Origin of the sequence: Weizmannia sp. WK01, from assembly GCF_025905465.1 — a bacterium.
In the GTDB taxonomy this organism is placed as follows: Bacteria; Bacillota; Bacilli; order Bacillales; family Bacillaceae_C; genus Weizmannia; species Weizmannia faecalis.
Genome location: NZ_CP109616.1, coordinates 1,591,070 through 1,606,787 on the forward strand (window position 1 = coordinate 1,591,070; position 15,718 = coordinate 1,606,787).

18 protein-coding genes are annotated in these 15,718 nt (G+C 48.4%); 14 read left to right on the plus strand and 4 right to left on the minus strand.

Features of this window, described 5'->3' with window-relative positions:
- Nucleotides 1-12 precede the first annotated feature (12 nt).
- Nucleotides 13-912, plus strand: a complete 900-nt coding sequence (locus tag OF158_RS07335) for a 5'-3' exonuclease (protein WP_035185078.1) — start codon at nucleotides 13-15, stop codon at nucleotides 910-912.
- An 87-nt stretch (nucleotides 913-999) separates the two neighbouring features.
- Here OF158_RS07335 and sspL read toward each other — a convergent pair whose 3' ends face one another.
- A complete protein-coding gene (sspL, locus tag OF158_RS07340) occupies nucleotides 1,000-1,140 on the minus strand; it encodes a small, acid-soluble spore protein L (protein WP_013859188.1) in 141 nt (46 codons plus the stop codon).
- Between the two features lie 141 nt (nucleotides 1,141-1,281).
- On the opposite strand from sspL, the gene OF158_RS07345 reads away from it, so the two are divergent.
- Nucleotides 1,282-1,458, plus strand: a complete 177-nt coding sequence (locus OF158_RS07345; RefSeq protein ID WP_014098476.1) for a zinc-finger domain-containing protein — start codon at nucleotides 1,282-1,284, stop codon at nucleotides 1,456-1,458.
- Nucleotides 1,459-1,693: 235 nt separating this feature from the next.
- Here OF158_RS07345 and cspD read toward each other — a convergent pair whose 3' ends face one another.
- Nucleotides 1,694-1,897: a cold-shock protein CspD gene (cspD, locus tag OF158_RS07350; protein ID WP_013859190.1), complete on the minus strand. Its 204-nt coding sequence runs from the start codon at nucleotides 1,895-1,897 to the stop codon at nucleotides 1,694-1,696.
- Between the two features lie 313 nt (nucleotides 1,898-2,210).
- On the opposite strand from cspD, the gene mntR reads away from it, so the two are divergent.
- From mntR to OF158_RS07400, 10 genes are all read left to right on the plus strand, one after another.
- Entirely contained in the window at nucleotides 2,211-2,630 is a 420-nt protein-coding gene (gene mntR / locus OF158_RS07355; protein WP_014098475.1) for a transcriptional regulator MntR, read from the plus strand.
- Between the two features lie 312 nt (nucleotides 2,631-2,942).
- A complete protein-coding gene (locus OF158_RS07360) occupies nucleotides 2,943-4,628 on the plus strand; it encodes a formate--tetrahydrofolate ligase (RefSeq protein WP_035185072.1) in 1,686 nt (561 codons plus the stop codon).
- 14 nt (nucleotides 4,629-4,642) lie between these two features.
- Nucleotides 4,643-5,143 (plus strand): hypothetical protein, encoded by a 501-nt coding sequence (locus OF158_RS07365; RefSeq protein ID WP_026683684.1) that lies wholly within the window; start codon nucleotides 4,643-4,645, stop codon nucleotides 5,141-5,143.
- 83 nt (nucleotides 5,144-5,226) lie between these two features.
- Nucleotides 5,227-5,877 carry an HD domain-containing protein gene (locus OF158_RS07370; protein ID WP_035185082.1) on the plus strand — a complete coding sequence of 217 codons (651 nt, stop codon included), beginning with the start codon at nucleotides 5,227-5,229 and terminating at the stop codon, nucleotides 5,875-5,877.
- Nucleotides 5,874-7,757, plus strand: a complete 1,884-nt coding sequence (locus OF158_RS07375) for an ABC-F family ATP-binding cassette domain-containing protein (RefSeq protein WP_014098470.1) — start codon at nucleotides 5,874-5,876, stop codon at nucleotides 7,755-7,757. The genes OF158_RS07370 and OF158_RS07375 overlap by 4 nt, the downstream gene beginning before the upstream one ends.
- A gap of 251 nt (nucleotides 7,758-8,008) precedes the next feature.
- A complete protein-coding gene (locus tag OF158_RS07380) occupies nucleotides 8,009-9,133 on the plus strand; it encodes a conserved virulence factor C family protein (RefSeq protein ID WP_035185069.1) in 1,125 nt (374 codons plus the stop codon).
- Nucleotides 9,134-9,151: 18 nt separating this feature from the next.
- Nucleotides 9,152-9,589 (plus strand): BrxA/BrxB family bacilliredoxin, encoded by a 438-nt coding sequence (locus tag OF158_RS07385; RefSeq protein ID WP_017550772.1) that lies wholly within the window; start codon nucleotides 9,152-9,154, stop codon nucleotides 9,587-9,589.
- Nucleotides 9,590-9,699: 110 nt separating this feature from the next.
- On the plus strand, nucleotides 9,700-10,278 hold the full coding sequence (locus tag OF158_RS07390) for a YpjP family protein (RefSeq protein WP_017550773.1): 579 nt from the start codon (nucleotides 9,700-9,702) through the stop codon (nucleotides 10,276-10,278).
- A 310-nt stretch (nucleotides 10,279-10,588) separates the two neighbouring features.
- On the plus strand, nucleotides 10,589-11,383 hold the full coding sequence (locus OF158_RS07395) for a thymidylate synthase (RefSeq protein ID WP_026104540.1): 795 nt from the start codon (nucleotides 10,589-10,591) through the stop codon (nucleotides 11,381-11,383).
- A complete protein-coding gene (locus OF158_RS07400) occupies nucleotides 11,380-11,868 on the plus strand; it encodes a dihydrofolate reductase (RefSeq protein ID WP_017550776.1) in 489 nt (162 codons plus the stop codon). Before OF158_RS07395 ends, OF158_RS07400 begins: the two co-directional genes overlap by 4 nt.
- 39 nt (nucleotides 11,869-11,907) lie before the next feature.
- Here the strand turns inward: OF158_RS07400 and OF158_RS07405 are convergent, their stop codons facing one another.
- Nucleotides 11,908-12,546, minus strand: coding sequence for a PAQR family membrane homeostasis protein TrhA (locus tag OF158_RS07405; RefSeq protein ID WP_035185064.1), 639 nt, complete (start codon nucleotides 12,544-12,546; stop codon nucleotides 11,908-11,910).
- A 180-nt stretch (nucleotides 12,547-12,726) separates the two neighbouring features.
- Here OF158_RS07405 and OF158_RS07410 point away from each other — a divergent pair, with 180 nt between their 5' ends.
- Nucleotides 12,727-13,500 (plus strand): SGNH/GDSL hydrolase family protein, encoded by a 774-nt coding sequence (locus tag OF158_RS07410; protein ID WP_017550778.1) that lies wholly within the window; start codon nucleotides 12,727-12,729, stop codon nucleotides 13,498-13,500.
- A 26-nt stretch (nucleotides 13,501-13,526) separates the two neighbouring features.
- Nucleotides 13,527-14,084, plus strand: a complete 558-nt coding sequence (locus tag OF158_RS07415; protein ID WP_035185060.1) for a YpmS family protein — start codon at nucleotides 13,527-13,529, stop codon at nucleotides 14,082-14,084.
- Nucleotides 14,085-14,229: 145 nt separating this feature from the next.
- Here OF158_RS07415 and OF158_RS07420 read toward each other — a convergent pair whose 3' ends face one another.
- Nucleotides 14,230-15,606: an RsmF rRNA methyltransferase first C-terminal domain-containing protein gene (locus OF158_RS07420; RefSeq protein ID WP_035185057.1), complete on the minus strand. Its 1,377-nt coding sequence runs from the start codon at nucleotides 15,604-15,606 to the stop codon at nucleotides 14,230-14,232.
- Nucleotides 15,607-15,718 lie beyond the last annotated feature (112 nt).

Consider the following 15,718-nt stretch of genomic DNA (forward strand, 5'->3'; position numbering starts at 1 on the left):
TGAGGTGATCGCATGAATAAGAGGCCGCATTTGCTTTTAATTGACGGGATGGCGCTCCTTTTCCGGGCTTTTTATGCCACTGCCGTGACGGGGCAGTTTATGGTGAATTCTAAAGGGATGCCGACAAACGGCGTGCAGGGCTTTTTGCGCCATTTGCTTTTGGCGGCTGAGAACAAAAAACCGACGCATGTGGCCGTTTGCTGGGATATGGGGAGCAAAACGTTCCGCAACGACCTGTACGGTGAATATAAAGCAAACCGGGACGTCCCGCCGGTTGAGATGATTCCGCAATTTGACCTGGCGAAAGAAACAGTGGAAGCTTTTGAAATTCCAAATGTCGGAGTGGCCGGGTATGAAGCGGACGACTGTCTTGGCACCCTTAGCAGCCGGTTCAAAGACGAGGCGGATATTTCCATTTTGACCGGCGACCGCGACATCTTGCAGCTTTTGGATGACCATGTGGAAGTCCATCTCCTCCAAAAAGGGTTCGGAAATTATAAAACCTATACAAAGGCGGCGTTTATGGACGAATACGGGGTGACGCCGCGGCAGTTTATCGATGTAAAAGCGCTGATGGGTGATACAAGCGACGGGTATCCGGGTGTGAAGGGGATCGGTGAAAAAACAGCGTTTAAGCTCGTCAGCCGGTTTGGAAACATCGGCGGCATTTTGGAACATCTCGGGGAGCTCACCCCGTCACAGCAGAAAAAAATCGAAGCGGGATTGGAGATGCTGCACCTGAGCAGAAAACTTGCTGAAATCCGTTGTGATGTGCCTGTGGCTTTTTCTTTGGAAGAAGCGCGGTTTGGCCAGATTCCTGAAACGTTTATGGAACTGATGGAGGAACTGGAATTAAAAATGGTAAAACGCCATTTAGTTACAGCGCGGATAAACGCAAGCTTCATTTCTTAACCACTTTGCCCGGTTTAATTGGGGACGGAAAGTGGAAAAACAGCATTCAGGACAAGAATGCTGTTTTTCTTCTCCGTTTTGCGATTGTCAGATTTTTGTATTGGACTTTTTCGCGCGGTTTTCAAGGGTTGTCTTTGGGTCCGGCGCGAATGCCGCATCCTGTGCGATTCCTTGCGGCGTAACGGAATTTGCCGCTTTACCGCGGTTTGTATTGTCTTTTTTAGCCATCCTGATCACCTCTTGTTATAGCATGCCCAAATTCGGGGAAATTTTGATAAAGGGATCCCCGGGAAAGTCCGGCGTGCCGCAATGGATAAATGCACGCGCAATGCGGATGGGAAAGCTGGCGGAAAGAAAGAAGGGATAAAGATGGAAAGAAAACAACTCATCCGGGAAGTGGATGAAATATTGAAGACGTATTGTGAAGGCTGTTTTTTAAAATCGCATTTCCGGAAAACACGTGGGAAAAAATATGCCCACCAGTTTTGCATCCGGCAATGCACGGTAGGCGAAAAGCTGAAAAAATACGGCGACCGGTTATCGTGACGGGTATTACAAAATGCGGGAAACAGGCGGCACCCGAAAACGGTTGCCCGTCTTGCCGTATTAAATCGAACAAAGTCGGCTCAGACAACAGGCGTGGCGGAAGACATCGCAGACTTGTAAACAGTATACTGATGCAACAACCGGAAAAATGCCACAATCCGGTATTGTGAGGACTTACACAAATGCAGAAAAATAAAAGGCTGGCATAAAAGCCAGCCTCGTTGCATTCTATGATTTATGAAAGTTTTGTTACATTCGCTGCCTGAGGTCCGCGGTTGCCTTCAACGATGTCGAAAGAAACAGCTTGGCCTTCTTCCAATGTTTTGAATCCTTCACCTTGAATAGCGGTGAAATGAACGAAAACATCGTCTCCACCTTCAACTTCAATGAACCCGTAGCCTTTTTCGTTATTGAACCATTTTACTTTACCGTTTTGCATTTCTTAATCCTCCTAAATCAAAAGCACGTTCGTGCCAAAAAATGTTGCATTAAACAGATGAAAAACCGCCATCAAGGTCTGGGAAATCACTTGTTTAATGTTATAATTAATATACTCCATCCGGTATGGATAGTCAAGACAAACGAATCAAAAATGAGGGAAAATTGTTGTGAATTCTTAAATTTGCAAGCGGTTTAAAACTGGCGCAGCTTTTTTCAGGAATTCTTGTACATCATCCGTGATTATAGTAAACTGATGGTATTGTTATTGTACCGGCAGACTCAATATTTGTTGTAAGAATGGGGGCCCGTGGATGCCGACACCTAGTATGGAAGACTACATTGAACAGATTTTTATTCTGATTGAAAGCAAAGGATATGCGCGTGTTTCTGATATTGCAGAAGCGCTTTCCGTTCATCCTTCATCCGTCACGAAAATGGTACAGAAGCTGGATAAGGATGATTATCTTGTTTATGAAAAATACCGCGGACTGGTCCTCACCCCTAAAGGCAAAAAAATTGGAAAACGGCTCGTCGACCGCCATCATTTGCTTGAACAGTTTTTAAGGATCATCGGGGTCGACGAAGAAAATATTTATAGAGATGTAGAAGGAATTGAACATCACCTGAGCTGGAATTCCATTGACCGGATCGGAGACCTTGTCCAATACTTTGAGGAAGATCCGGGCCGGGTGAACGACCTGAAGCGGCTTCAGGCACAAAACGAGGATTGAATTTTCCGGCCTCCCTGCCCTTGAAATGGGTGCTGGTTCCTTTTTATGCACCGGATGATGGGGCATGTTGCCTAAAAGGCTGTCTGCCGGCACGCATCAGGATTTAGAACCCTCCCTGCTTGATGCAAGCAGGGCTCTTTCCCGCCAGCCGGAAAACAAACTTCGCATGGCGCCTTTATGCAGAAAATTAGGGCTAGAGCCAAACGATTTTCCGGTATGGGTGAAAAAATCCTTTTTTCAGGTGCAATGGGCTACAGGGGTATGTAGAATAGAAGATGGAAGCAGATTTTTGATGAAGCGGAGGATTTGACATTGCCAAGCCATTCGATTGGAAAGACGGATATTGATATTGCACAGCATGCTTCGCTGAAACCGATCAAAGAAATTGCGGAAACCGTGCAGCTTGCAGAAGAAGACCTTGAATATTACGGGAAATACAAGGCGAAAATTACATATGAAAAAATCAAGCAGCTTAAAACCAAAAAAGACGGAAAATTATTTCTTGTCACTTCCATCAATCCGACGCCGGCTGGGGAAGGCAAGTCAACCGTCACAATCGGACTCGGCGATGCATTAAAACAGCTGGGCCATAAAACCGTGATTGCCTTAAGGGAGCCATCACTCGGACCGGTCATGGGGCTGAAAGGGGGCGCAACGGGCGGCGGTTATGCACAAGTCTTGCCGATGGAAGAGATCAATCTTCATTTCACAGGCGATTTTCATGCGATTACCGCTGCCAATAATGCCATTTCCGCTTTGCTGGACAATCATATCCACCAGGGAAATCGATTGCAGATTGACCAGCGCCGCATTGTCTGGAAGCGGGCGGTCGATTTAAATGACCGGGCGCTGCGCCATGTGGTCGTCGGTCTCGGCGGTCCCGGCCAGGGCGTGCCCCGTGAAGACGGATTTGACATTACGGTGGCTTCTGAACTGATGGCCGTTTTATGCCTGGCGGAAGATCTCGAAGATTTAAAAAGGCGGATTGCGAACATCGTTGTAGCCTACAATTACGAAAAGAAACCCGTGACCGTCGGTGACCTCGGAATCGAAGGCGCGATTGCCTTATTGCTGAAAGATGCTTTGAAACCGAATCTTGTCCAGACGATCGAACATACACCGGCGCTTGTCCACGGTGGCCCGTTTGCCAATATTGCGCACGGCTGCAACAGCGTGATGGCGACCAAAACCGCTTTGAAACTGGCCGATTATGTCGTCACGGAAGCCGGCTTTGGTGCCGATCTCGGTGCTGAAAAATTCCTCGACATTAAAGCGCGGGCAGCCGGCTTGAAACCGGACGGCGTTGTGATTGTCGCCACCATCCGCGCATTAAAAATGCACGGCGGGGTGCGCAAGGAAGATTTGGCGGCAGAAAATATTGCAGCTCTTGAAGCCGGGCTTTTAAACCTGCAAAAACATGTTGAAACGATCGCTTCATTCGGTCTGCCGTTTGTCGTTGCCATCAACCGGTTTATATCGGACAGTGATGCGGAAATTGCTGTCTTAGAAAATTGGTGCAGTGAACGTGGCATTCCTGTGTCGCTTACGGAAGTGTGGGAAAAAGGGGGCGCAGGTGGCATAGATCTTGCGGCCAAACTGCTGGAAGCCGCCAAACAGCCACATACATTCAGGCCGGTTTACCCGCTTGAATCAACCATTGAAGAGAAGATAGAGGCGATTGTGCGTCAGGTGTATGGCGGCCGCGGTGCCGAATTTTCCGCGAAGGCGCAAAAACAAATCCGCGAATTTGAACAATTCGGATGGGGACATCTTCCTGTTTGTATTGCAAAAACGCAGTATTCCTTATCCGATGACCCGCACAAAACGTGCCGTCCGTATGATTTTGCGATCCATGTCCGCGAACTTGTCCCGAAGCTTGGCGCCGGGTTTATCGTTGCCCTGACAGGAGACGTTCTGACCATGCCGGGTCTTCCGAAAGAACCGGCCGCTTACCGGATGGATGTTGATGCGGACGGCCGCGCATCCGGGCTCTTTTAAACGGGGGACAGGCGATGTTTGACCCAACTGCTTTTGAAAATATGAAGACTGTATTCGAAGGTGCTGCCTATGAGCTTGATTTACGAGGGGAAGCATCCATCACCGGAAGAAAAGACCTGGTCGACCTGGCGGAAATGTCCCGGGAATACCGCATTACGCTTCAGCTTCCGGAATGGCAGGAAGCAAGCGTAACGATCTGTCTTTCGGCTTCGCTCGGGCAGCTGGCGGCGGAAATACTGGATCTCGCGTCCGGCGCCAAAGCGGGTGCCAGTGCGGCCGTAACTTTTTCCTGGAAAAACAGAGACCGATCCGCTGATTATAAACAGATTATCTTTTCCGCATGGGGAAACGGCAACCGGCGCCGCATCGAGGAAAGGACTGTCCGCTCATCACGCTCGGGTGTAACCGAAGAAGTTGCCATCGATTTTGCCCGGCTGATAACGGAAGATTTAATGGATGATTTGCTTAAGATGCCCGCAGATGCCGTGAAGACTTTGCGCCGGATGAGGGTCTAACAAAAGCTGCATGCTCTGTCGTGCAGCTTTTGGCTTGCTTGCCCAAAAAACATGATAAAATGAAGGCAAAGAAAGGGGCATTTATGTATAAACATCCGGTTCTTTTACAGATTGAACTGTTCGCCCGCGCTTTCCACAGCGGAGATGCTTCCGGTCATGACTGGCACCACATTAGGCGTGTCCGCGGGCTTGCACTCTATATTGCGGAAAAAGAGGAAAAAGGTGATCGATTTATCATTGAAGCTAGCGCCCTTTTGCACGATATTCCGGACGTAAAGCTGAACGCGGACAACCAGAAAGGGGCGAAAAAACTGAAGGCCTTTTTAAACAGCCTGCCGCTAGCGGAATATCAAAAAGAGCAAATTCAAAATATCGTTGCAAGCATTTCTTTTAAAGGCGGCAATGAAACAGAACTGTTGCATTTTGAGGCAATGGCTGTCCGTGATGCCGACCGGTTGGATGCAATCGGGGCAATTGGGATCGCTCGCGCATTCGCATACGGCGGAAAAAAGGGTCAGCCGCTCTATGACCCGGAACTGCCAGTGAGAAAACAAATGACTGAAGAAGAATATCGAAACGGGAAAACTTCCTCGATCCATCATTTTTATGAAAAGCTATTACTTTTAAAAGATAGGCTGTACACTGAGACGGCGAAAAAACTTGCAGAAGAACGCCACTACTTTATGGAGCAGTTTTTACAGGAATTTTTCAAAGAATGGAATGTTGAACGATGAAAATATTTCAAGCTCAGGGACTGACAAAATCTTACGGGGAAAAAGTGCTGTTTGGTGATCTTTCTTTCCACATTGGGGAACAGGAACGGATCGGCCTTGTCGGCGTCAATGGCACCGGAAAATCGAGCCTGCTGAAAATCATTGCGGGACAGGATGAAGCGGATAGCGGGGAACTGAGCACGCCGAACGATTATACCATTGGTTATTTGCCGCAGGAGCCTGAACTGAATCCGGCCTTCACGGTCCTTGAACAGGTATATAAAAGCGAGTCTCCAATTATGGCGCTTTTACGTTCCTATGAAGAGGCGCTGCTTGAAGTCGGGAAGGATCCGGGAAATGCAGACAAACAGGATCGATTGTTCCGGCTGCAAAAAGAAATGGATGCCGGCGGTGCATGGGAAGCCGGCGCCAATGCACAGACGGTCCTTTCAAAACTTGGCATCCGCGATTTGGACAGAAAAATTTCGGGATTGTCAGGCGGACAGAAAAAGCGGGTCGCCCTTGCCCGGGTATTAATGGAAACACCCGATTTGTTGATTTTGGATGAGCCGACCAACCATCTCGACTATCCGGCTGTCAAGTGGCTGGAAGCATTTATTGCAAAATATCCCCGTTCTGTCCTGTTTGTGACACATGACCGCTATTTCCTCGACCGGGCGGCAAACCGGATTTTCGAGCTTAATGGTGGAAAACTGTACAGCTACAAAGGGAATTACCAGGATTTTATGGAAGCAAAAGCGCAGCGGGAAGAAGCGCAACTGCAGCAGGAAGAAAAACGGAAAAATTTGTACAGGCGGGAGCTTGCCTGGATGAAGCGCGGGGCAAAGGCGCGTTCGACAAAACAAAAAGCAAGGATCGGGCGTTTTGAAGAACTGGAATCCAGCCTCGGTAAAAGCCCCCGGCAGCAGGAAGCCGATATCGCTTTGTCCGGCAGCCGCCTCGGCAAACAGGTTTTTGAACTGCAGCATGCTAATAAAGCGTTCGGTTCAGAGACGATTCTAAAGGATTTCAACCTGCTCGTAAAGCCGGGTGACCGGATCGGCATCGTCGGGAAAAATGGAAGCGGAAAATCAACTTTGATGAACATTCTCGCTGGCAGGATTCCGCTCGATTCCGGGGAACGCCTCACCGGGCAGACCGTTAAAATCGCGTATTACCGTCAGGAAACGCCAGGCATGAATGAAGATAAGCGGATGATCGAGTATATACGGGAAGCGGGGGATACGGTGACAACAAAAGACGGGGAAACGATTTCCGCCGCGCAAATGCTGGAAAGATTTCTTTTTGACATGCACACGCACGGCACCCCGGTCAGAAAACTGTCGGGCGGCGAAAAGCGCAGGCTGTATTTGCTCAGGCTTCTGATGTCGCGGCCAAATGTGCTGCTTTTGGACGAACCGACGAATGATCTCGATACGGAGACGCTTACCGTGCTTGAAGATTATATCGGAGAGTTTCCGGGCGTCGTCATCTCGGTTTCACACGACCGCTATTTTCTTGATAAAACCGCGGAGCAGCTGCTTATTTTTGAAGGCGGCGGCAAAATCAGCCGCTTTTTCGGCCGTTACAGCGACTACCTCGAAATCGCGCATGAAACGCCGGCACAGGAGGAAAAAACGGATGTGCCAAAGCCTAAACGGGAACCGAAACGAAAAAAATGGTCTTATCATGAACAACGGGAATGGGAAGAGATAGACGAAAAGATTGAAGCATGCGAGCAAACCATTGCCGAACTGAACGAACAATTGGAACAAGCCGGCTCCGATTTTGTCAAAGCTCAGGAAATTTCAACAGCGCTCGAAGAAGAAAACGAACGGCTGGAAGGCCTTATTGAACGCTGGAGCTATCTTTCCGAACTGCAGGAAAAAAACGACAACTAATTCTGAGGAAGGCGACCCGTTTTTTGCCGGAAAAGCGTGACAGTTGGTCCGTCGCTTTCCGGGCTGGAGGAATAGGTGGTAGCCGGGAACATGCTTTTTGAAAGGAAAAAAGGGTGAGCCTACGAACGCGCAAAAGATGTTTTCCATTTTCAAGATACGCTTGATATTTCCGAAAAGAATCAACTCATTCGTGTATCCACTGTGATTATGTTAAAATGCAAGTAGACTGGAATGGGAAAGGCGGTGTGGAAATGAAAATTAAAGCGATTGAACCAACGCCGAGCCCGAATACGATGAAAGTCGTATTGACGGAAGCACTGCCGGACGGCGCCCGCAGCAATTATAAGAAAGGGCAGGAAGAAGGGGTGCCGCCTGTGATCCGCCGTATTCTTGATATCGAAGGCGTGAAAGGCGTATACCATGTTGCGGATTTTCTCGCGGTGGAGCGGCATGGTAAAACGGACTGGCAGGACATTTTGCCGAAAGTGCGTGAGGTGTTCGGGGAGGCGGAAACAGAAACCGGAAACAGCCCTCGTGCCAATGAGCATTTCGGGGAAGTTCAGGTGTTTGTCCAGATGTTTAAAGGCATTCCACTCCAGGTAAAACTGACGGACGGGGAACAGGAAAAACGTTTCGGGCTGCCGGCTTATTTTGCCGAGGCGCTGGCCGCTGCGCAACTGGAAGGCGACAATTATGTTTTCTTGCGGAAATGGAAAGACTTCGGCGTGCGGTACGGAGAGATGCAAGAGATCGGTGCGGAAGTCACAGAAGAAATCATTGCCGCTTATCCGAAAGAAAGGCTAAACCGGCTTGTAAATGAAGCGCAGCATCCGGAACAGGTTCCCGCTGCCAAAAAAAGATTGAAATTAACGCCCGGCATGCTGGAAACGGATGACTGGCGCAAAAGGTACCGGCTCCTTGAACAAATGGAAGACCCTGATCTTTCCGACTTGCCTGTTCTTGAAAAAGCCTTGGGAGATGAAAAGCCATCGATCAGGCGGCTTGCCGTTGTGTATTTGGGCATGGTGAAAGACAAGCGGGTACTGCCGCTTTTATACCGCGGTCTGCATGATGCGAATGCAAGCGTGCGGCGGACGGCAGGCGACTGTCTTAGCGATCTCGGGTTCAAAGAGGCATGCGGGGAAATGGCAAAAGCGCTCAAAGACAAAAGCAAAATTGTCAGGTGGCGCGCCGCCATGTTTTTATACGAAGCGGGTGACGAAGCTTCTCTACCGGCTTTAAGGGAAGCGGAAAACGACCCTGAATTTGAAGTCAGGCTCCAGGTCAGAATGGCGATTGAGCGGATTACAAAAGGCGAAGAAGCAAAAGGCTCGGTCTGGAAGCAGATGACAGAAGCAAGGCAAATCCAGCCATAATTAAAGGAGGACATCAACATGTCAATGGCATATGAAGAATACATGCGGGCGCTTATTACCCCGATGAGGGAAGAATTGACGGCAAACGGGTTTACGGAACTGCGTACACCGGAAGAAGTAGAGGCCTATATGGAAAAAGCGGAAGGCACCACGCTGGTTGTCGTGAACTCGGTGTGCGGCTGCGCAGCCGGGCTTGCGCGTCCGGCAATTGTTGAGGCAATCCGGACGGCTGAAAAGAAGCCGGACCATCTTGTTACGGTATTTGCCGGCCAGGACAAAGAAGCAACGGCAAAAATGCGTGAGTATTTTACCGGCATCGAACCCTCCTCCCCTTCTGTGGCGCTGCTTCAAGGGAAAGAAGTGGCCCATTTTATCCCGAGAAGCGATATCGAAGGGCATGAAGTCGAAGAAATCATCGAAAATCTGCATGCTGCTTTTGACCAACACTGCGCATAAAATTGCGGCCCCGTTTGCATCATTCCGGTTGCAAAATGGGGCCTGTTTTTTCTGTGTAAATATTATATAATAAATACATATTCGAACTGTTGGGATATGGAGGGGATCACGTGAAAAACTGGCTGAAAAAATCAATGGTTATCCTTGTTTCTGTTTTAACATTCGGCCTTGTCCCCCCTTCCCATGCAATCTGGAATCATCTCTATAAAACTGGCAATGAAACGGCGGAAACGACTTCTGCTTATTCCAATCGGACGGCTGCCACAAGCCGCAAGATTGACAGTGCCGCGCTTGCTCGGTCATTCGTTGAAGATGCAGAAAAACGGGCTTATCTGAAATTCGGGGAAAGGATCAGGCCTGTTATTGAAGACGAGTTCCGTGCTGCCGTTTTGCCAAACATTCAAACCGCCATCGCGGAAACGCTGCAGGAATACCCGCAGGACAAACTACCGCTGCTCGCTGTTTCAGACCAGCCGAGTGCGGGAACCGGTGAAAAAATGTTTCATATTTACAATACGGAAACAAATAAAGACATCATCCGTTTCCATGTCCGGCGCGACCATCCGCCCGGCGACGGCTACTATTTTAATTTCCATTACCATGTAGCCTTTGACCATTTCCAAACGCACCGCCACCTTGGCACCATTTACTGGGGCAAAAACATGCCGCCGCAATGGATGAAAGGATAAAGGCGGGTTGAAGAACGCTTGTCGCGGCAGCAGCTGACAGCGCTGCAACGGATAAAAGACTAAAGCGGTGTGGAAGACGGACACCTCATCCAGTCGAACATTTCATGCGCTTTTTGCAAACGCAGTGAATACAGCACCGGCAGAAGGATGTAAAATGAGCGAAACATGGCTTCTTTGTTGCCGGCCGCAAAAAGGAATAATTATGCAAATGGATGGTTTTGCCCCATTGTAAAAACTGGATTTCAATTTATATAACGCAATTTTCCAGGATAGAAACCCGGATATTTGAATGACAAAGGATGGAATCATGATGAAACAATATTTAGATCTTTGCCGCGAAGTGCTTGAAAACGGCGTCAAAAAAGATGACCGGACCGGTACCGGAACGATCAGCGTTTTCGGCCATCAAATGCGGTTTCATCTGGAGGACGGTTTTCCGCTTCTGACAACTAAGAAACTGCATTTGAAATCGATTATTTATGAACTGCTCTGGATGCTTGAAGGAGATACGAATGTAAAATACCTCCAGGAAAACGGCGTCCGCATTTGGAATGAGTGGGCAGATGAAAACGGCGACCTCGGCCCGGTTTACGGGAAACAATGGCGTTCATGGCAAACCCGGGACGGGCGGACGATCGACCAGATCACCCAGGTCATTGAACAAATCAAAACCAATCCGGATTCCAGGCGCCTGATCGTTAACGCATGGAATGTTGGGGAGATTGACAGGATGGCCCTGCCGCCGTGCCATTGCTTTTTCCAGTTTTATGTGGCAAACGGCAAGCTGTCATGCCAGCTGTACCAGCGTTCGGCCGATATTTTCCTCGGCGTGCCGTTTAACATTGCTTCTTACGCGCTGCTTACGATGATGATTGCGCAGGTTACGGGGCTGGAACCGGGGGACTTTGTCCATACGCTTGGCGATGCCCATATTTACTTGAACCATATCGAACAAGTGAAGCTGCAGCTGACACGGGAGCCCCGCAAGCTGCCGAAAATGGTTTTGAATCCTGAAGTAAAAGACATTTTCTCCTTCCGGTACGAAGATTTTACATTAAAAGATTACAATCCGTATCCGCACATCCCGGGGAAGGTGAGTGTATGATTTCCTTTTTATGGGCGGAAGATGAAAAAGGCGTGATTGGAAAGAACAATGCGCTTCCGTGGCATCTTCCCGAAGACTTGAAGTATTTTAAAAACATAACAATGGGTCATCCGGTTGTCATGGGAAGGCGGACGTTTGAATCGATCGGAAAGCCGCTTCCCGGCAGAACGAATATTGTGATGACGAGAGACCCGGATTTTAAGGCCCAAGACTGCGTCGTTGTCGCAGGCAAAACAGAACTGTTAAAATGGGCGGATGCACATGGCGGTGAGATTTTTGTCACGGGCGGCGCGGAGATTTTTGCCCTGCTGCTTGAGGAAGCGGAAAAATTGTACCGGACGAAAATACATGCTGACATGGAAGGCGATACCTATTTTCCGCCTGTTGACTGGGAGGAGTGGGAAATGGCTTCCAGCACAAAAGGGATAAAAAACGAAAAAAATCCTTATGACTACGAATTTCAAGTATTTGTACGGAAAAGGTAAAAAACCATGGAAACACTCCCATGGTTTTTCTCTGTGCCATCAGACATAAAATAAAATCGTGAAGTACATAAACGCGCTTCCGGCAATGACAAAGATATGCCAGATCGCATGGGAATAAGGAAGGTTTTTCCATGTGTAGAACACGGCGCCTACCGAGTAGCAGATCCCGCCTGAAAAAAGGAGCCAGAATCCCGGAGCCGTAAGCCCTTTATACAAAGGCTCAATGGCAATGAGGATCAGCCAGCCCATGATTAAGTAAAGCATCGTGGACAATAATTTAAAGCGGTGAATGAGAAAACATTTTCCGGAAATGCCAATGGCAGACACTCCCCATACGACCGAAAACAATACCCATCCCAAAGTGCCATGCAGCGTAATCAGCACAATCGGCGTATACGTTCCGGCAATTAACAAGTAAATGGCAGAATGGTCCAGAATCGCGAGAAATGTTTTCACTTTCGTCCAGTAAAAGCTGTGCAGCAGTGTGGAAAACAAATACAAAAGCAGCATGGAAACCCCGAAAACAAGAAAACTTCCTAGATAGAGCGGGTTATTCTTTTCTGCGGCGAAAACGACGAGTATAACCATCGCCGGAATGCTGAGCAGAAAACCGATGCCATGCGTAACGGCATTGGCCAGTTCCTGTTTCCAGGATGAAAGCAGTGTTGAAGTTGTCAAAAATTTAAACCACCTTCGTCTTTAAGCTTCTTTTTATTATAGGGTTTTGCGGGGCAATCTGCAATGGAAACAACTTGCGTCTTTAGCGGGTGCAATTTTATGCATTCATCAGCAGAAGATCCCGTTTTTCATGTTATAATGGGTACATTGTAAATTCAGAAAGGCTAAGTGGTGACAAAAATGAAAAAATGGTTCATTCCTCTTCTCGCTTCCGTTGCGCTTGCTTTATCGGGCTGTTCACACGGCATAACCGGCCTGTTGTTTAAACCGGCAAGCAACGAAAAAAAGATGGTGCCCGTTCCGCTGCACATCGTCTCGATCGGGGACTCCCTGACTGAAGGCGTAGGCGACAGCAAAGGGCGCGGCGGTTACACCTATTACTTGAAAAATGAACTGGACGCCTTAAAGGGTGTGAAAAAAACCACCATTGCCAATTATGGCGTAAAAGGGAACCGGACCGACCAATTGCTTGCCCGGCTCCAGGATGAAAAAATTCGGAAGTCCATCAAGGATTCAGATGTTGTTATGATTACCATCGGCGGCAATGATATGATGAAAGTGCTCCGTGAAAATATTTCCAATTTAAACAAGCAGGAGTTTGAGGCGGCCATTCCAGGGTACAAACAACGGCTCGATCAAATTTTCCGCCGCATCCGCGCGATCAATCCGGATGTAAAGATTGCGCTCGTCGGGCTCTATAACCCTTTTTCGAAGTGGCTGACCGATATAAAAGAAGTGGACCAAATGCTTGCAGCCTGGAATGATGCCAGCAAAGAGGTGGCATCGCGCTATAAAAATACCATTTTTATCCCAGTTGCAGATATTTTTGAGAACAACGAAGATGAATTGCTTTATGACGATCATTTCCATCCGAACGATGAAGGGTATAAACGGATGTCGAAACGGATTTACCGGTATCTCCTGAAAGGGAATTTTTTGGGGATTCCAAAATAGCAAAGTGGTAAAGGAATGATGCTTGCGTGAAAAGAAACCCATGGAAAATCGCTTTTTTTGCACTGGCTTCAGTGGTTGTGGCCTTTGTACTCGTGCTTTCCTTCTTTCTTTTTGTGCCGGATGGCCGCGTGCCCAAACCGGAAAAAACCGGAAAAACGATTGATTTGCGGGTAGAGACGAACAAGGCGGACTTAACAGCGCTCATTAACCGTTATTTGCGGGAAGAAAAAATAAAAGGGAAAGTGCTTTTAAATGATGAAGTCGTCTACTATGGAACTGTCGGGGTCTTTTCCGAAAAAATGCAGTATAAGATGACGTTTAAGCCGAAAGCGTTAAAGAATGGGGATCTCGTTTTAAAGCAAAAATCTGTATCCCTCGGTTCCATCCATCTCCCGGTATCCTATATTTTAAAATTCGTCAAAACGACTTACCACCTGCCGAAATGGGTGATCATCCAGCCGGGCGAAAAACTAGTGTATGTCCAGCTGCAAAATATGAAGCTGGAAAACGGCGCCAAAGTAAAAGTCAACGAATTTGATTTGCAGCATGATGACATCTCGTTTACACTTGGATTTCCAAAATAACGCAAAAAGCCGGCCTTTAAAAGCCGGCTTTTCAATATGCCACAGAAGGTTTCGCCGCCGCCTGTGTACATGATACGGATTTTAAACGATCTTGACGCGGACGTAAACGGCACCAAAACACTTGTCTGGGCGCATTACACGGGTTTTAAACGATCCTTAACCCTTTCGGATAAAAGTTTTTCAAAATGCCGCCCGCTTCTTTGCTCCAGCCGAGCGGAAAACCGTCCACCGTGATCAGGACCCAGCCGCGATTCTCGCTTGTTCCCGGCAGTGTCTCCCCTTTTAAATAGCGGATGCATTCACTGCTTCCGGCGCTAAGGTCCATCCGATGTTTGCATTGTCCGGCTTTCAGGGAAAGCGCGAGCGCGTGATTCGGTTCAAACCGGTTTTTTTTGAAAGCGCCGAGATGCAGGCCGCACCGGACAAGGCGGAGCCCCTTTAACTGCGGGCAGTTAAAGGGCAGCAGGAAAAGTTCGTCTTTATACAGAAAAAAGGAGCGCCTGCCTGGATCAAAACGCTGGAGGGTGTTTTTGGCAAAGGTTGTCCAGTCTTTTTCCTGTTGCTTTGAAAGCTTCATGCCCTTTTCAAGCGGCACCTTTTGCCCCGTTTCCCCCGGGTGTTTGCGCATTTTTGCAGCAAAATGTCCTTCGCCTTTTAAGCGGTGCGGCCATAAACGCGCCGCATTGGACAAATCTTTCCGCTTTTCTGTTGCCCATTCCGGCTTTCCCGGTCCAACGCCGTGTTCATGGGGAATCGGCACCAGTGCCATGTCTTCATGCCGCGCCAAAAAAGCTTCAATTGTCTGTTCGTTTTCTTCCGGAGAAAAGGTGCAGGTCGAATAAACAAGGGTGCCGCCGGGCTTTAGCATCTTCCAGGCATGCTCCAAGATCGTGCGTTGTTTTTGCGCGCACGCTTCGACATGTTCCTGGCTCCAGAAACGCGCGGCTTCGGGATCTTTTCTGAACATGCCTTCCCCGGAGCAGGGGGCGTCAACCAAAATTTTATCGAAATAGTTTTCGAAATGCCGGCTCAGTTTTTCAGGCGTTTCGTTTGTCACAACGGTATTGGAGAACCCAAGCCGTTCAATATTTTCAGAAAGCGCGCGCACCCGCTTCGGATGGATTTCATTTGCAAGCAGAAATCCGTTTTCGCCGATTCCAGATGCAATTTGCGTCGATTTGCCCCCCGGCGCGGCGCATAAATCAAGCACTTTATCGCCTTTTTCAAGTCCGAGCTGCCCTGCGATAAACATCGCGCTCGGCTCCTGGATATAATAGAGCCCGGCGGCATGGTACGGGTGTTTTCCAGGCTTGTCTTTTTCTTCATCAAAATAATAACCGGAGGCAAAAGGAATTTTTTCCAAATGGAAAGGGTTGTGCGCATGCCATTCCGTTTCGCTCACTTTTGTCGGATTCAGGCGCAATCCGGACGCCCGCGGTTTTTCATAGGAGCGGAAAAAATCATCGGCTTCCTTTCCAAGCAGCTTCCCCATCTTTTCCATAAAGGTTTCAGGTAATTCCAATCATGAGACCCCTTTCCGTTAAAATCGCCGCTATGATCCATTATAATGAAATCGGGGCTTGCAGTCACGAAACTGGATGAAAACAACATCAACAGGTAAAATAAAAAATAAT

Excerpts from the sequence above, each read along its gene's own strand:
- OF158_RS07335 (WP_035185078.1), top strand. The coding sequence starts at position 13 with ATGAATAAGAGGCCGCATTTGCTTTTAATTGACGGGATGGCGCTCCTT.
- sspL (WP_013859188.1), bottom strand. The coding sequence starts at position 1,140 with ATGGCTAAAAAAGACAATACAAACCGCGGTAAAGCGGCAAATTCCGTT.
- OF158_RS07345 (WP_014098476.1), top strand. The coding sequence starts at position 1,282 with ATGGAAAGAAAACAACTCATCCGGGAAGTGGATGAAATATTGAAGACG.
- cspD (WP_013859190.1), bottom strand. The coding sequence starts at position 1,897 with ATGCAAAACGGTAAAGTAAAATGGTTCAATAACGAAAAAGGCTACGGG.
- mntR (WP_014098475.1), top strand. The coding sequence starts at position 2,211 with ATGCCGACACCTAGTATGGAAGACTACATTGAACAGATTTTTATTCTG.
- OF158_RS07365 (WP_026683684.1), top strand. The coding sequence starts at position 4,643 with ATGTTTGACCCAACTGCTTTTGAAAATATGAAGACTGTATTCGAAGGT.
- OF158_RS07370 (WP_035185082.1), top strand. The coding sequence starts at position 5,227 with ATGTATAAACATCCGGTTCTTTTACAGATTGAACTGTTCGCCCGCGCT.
- OF158_RS07375 (WP_014098470.1), top strand. The coding sequence starts at position 5,874 with ATGAAAATATTTCAAGCTCAGGGACTGACAAAATCTTACGGGGAAAAA.
- OF158_RS07380 (WP_035185069.1), top strand. The coding sequence starts at position 8,009 with ATGAAAATTAAAGCGATTGAACCAACGCCGAGCCCGAATACGATGAAA.
- OF158_RS07385 (WP_017550772.1), top strand. The coding sequence starts at position 9,152 with ATGTCAATGGCATATGAAGAATACATGCGGGCGCTTATTACCCCGATG.
- OF158_RS07395 (WP_026104540.1), top strand. The coding sequence starts at position 10,589 with ATGAAACAATATTTAGATCTTTGCCGCGAAGTGCTTGAAAACGGCGTC.
- OF158_RS07400 (WP_017550776.1), top strand. The coding sequence starts at position 11,380 with ATGATTTCCTTTTTATGGGCGGAAGATGAAAAAGGCGTGATTGGAAAG.
- OF158_RS07410 (WP_017550778.1), top strand. The coding sequence starts at position 12,727 with ATGAAAAAATGGTTCATTCCTCTTCTCGCTTCCGTTGCGCTTGCTTTA.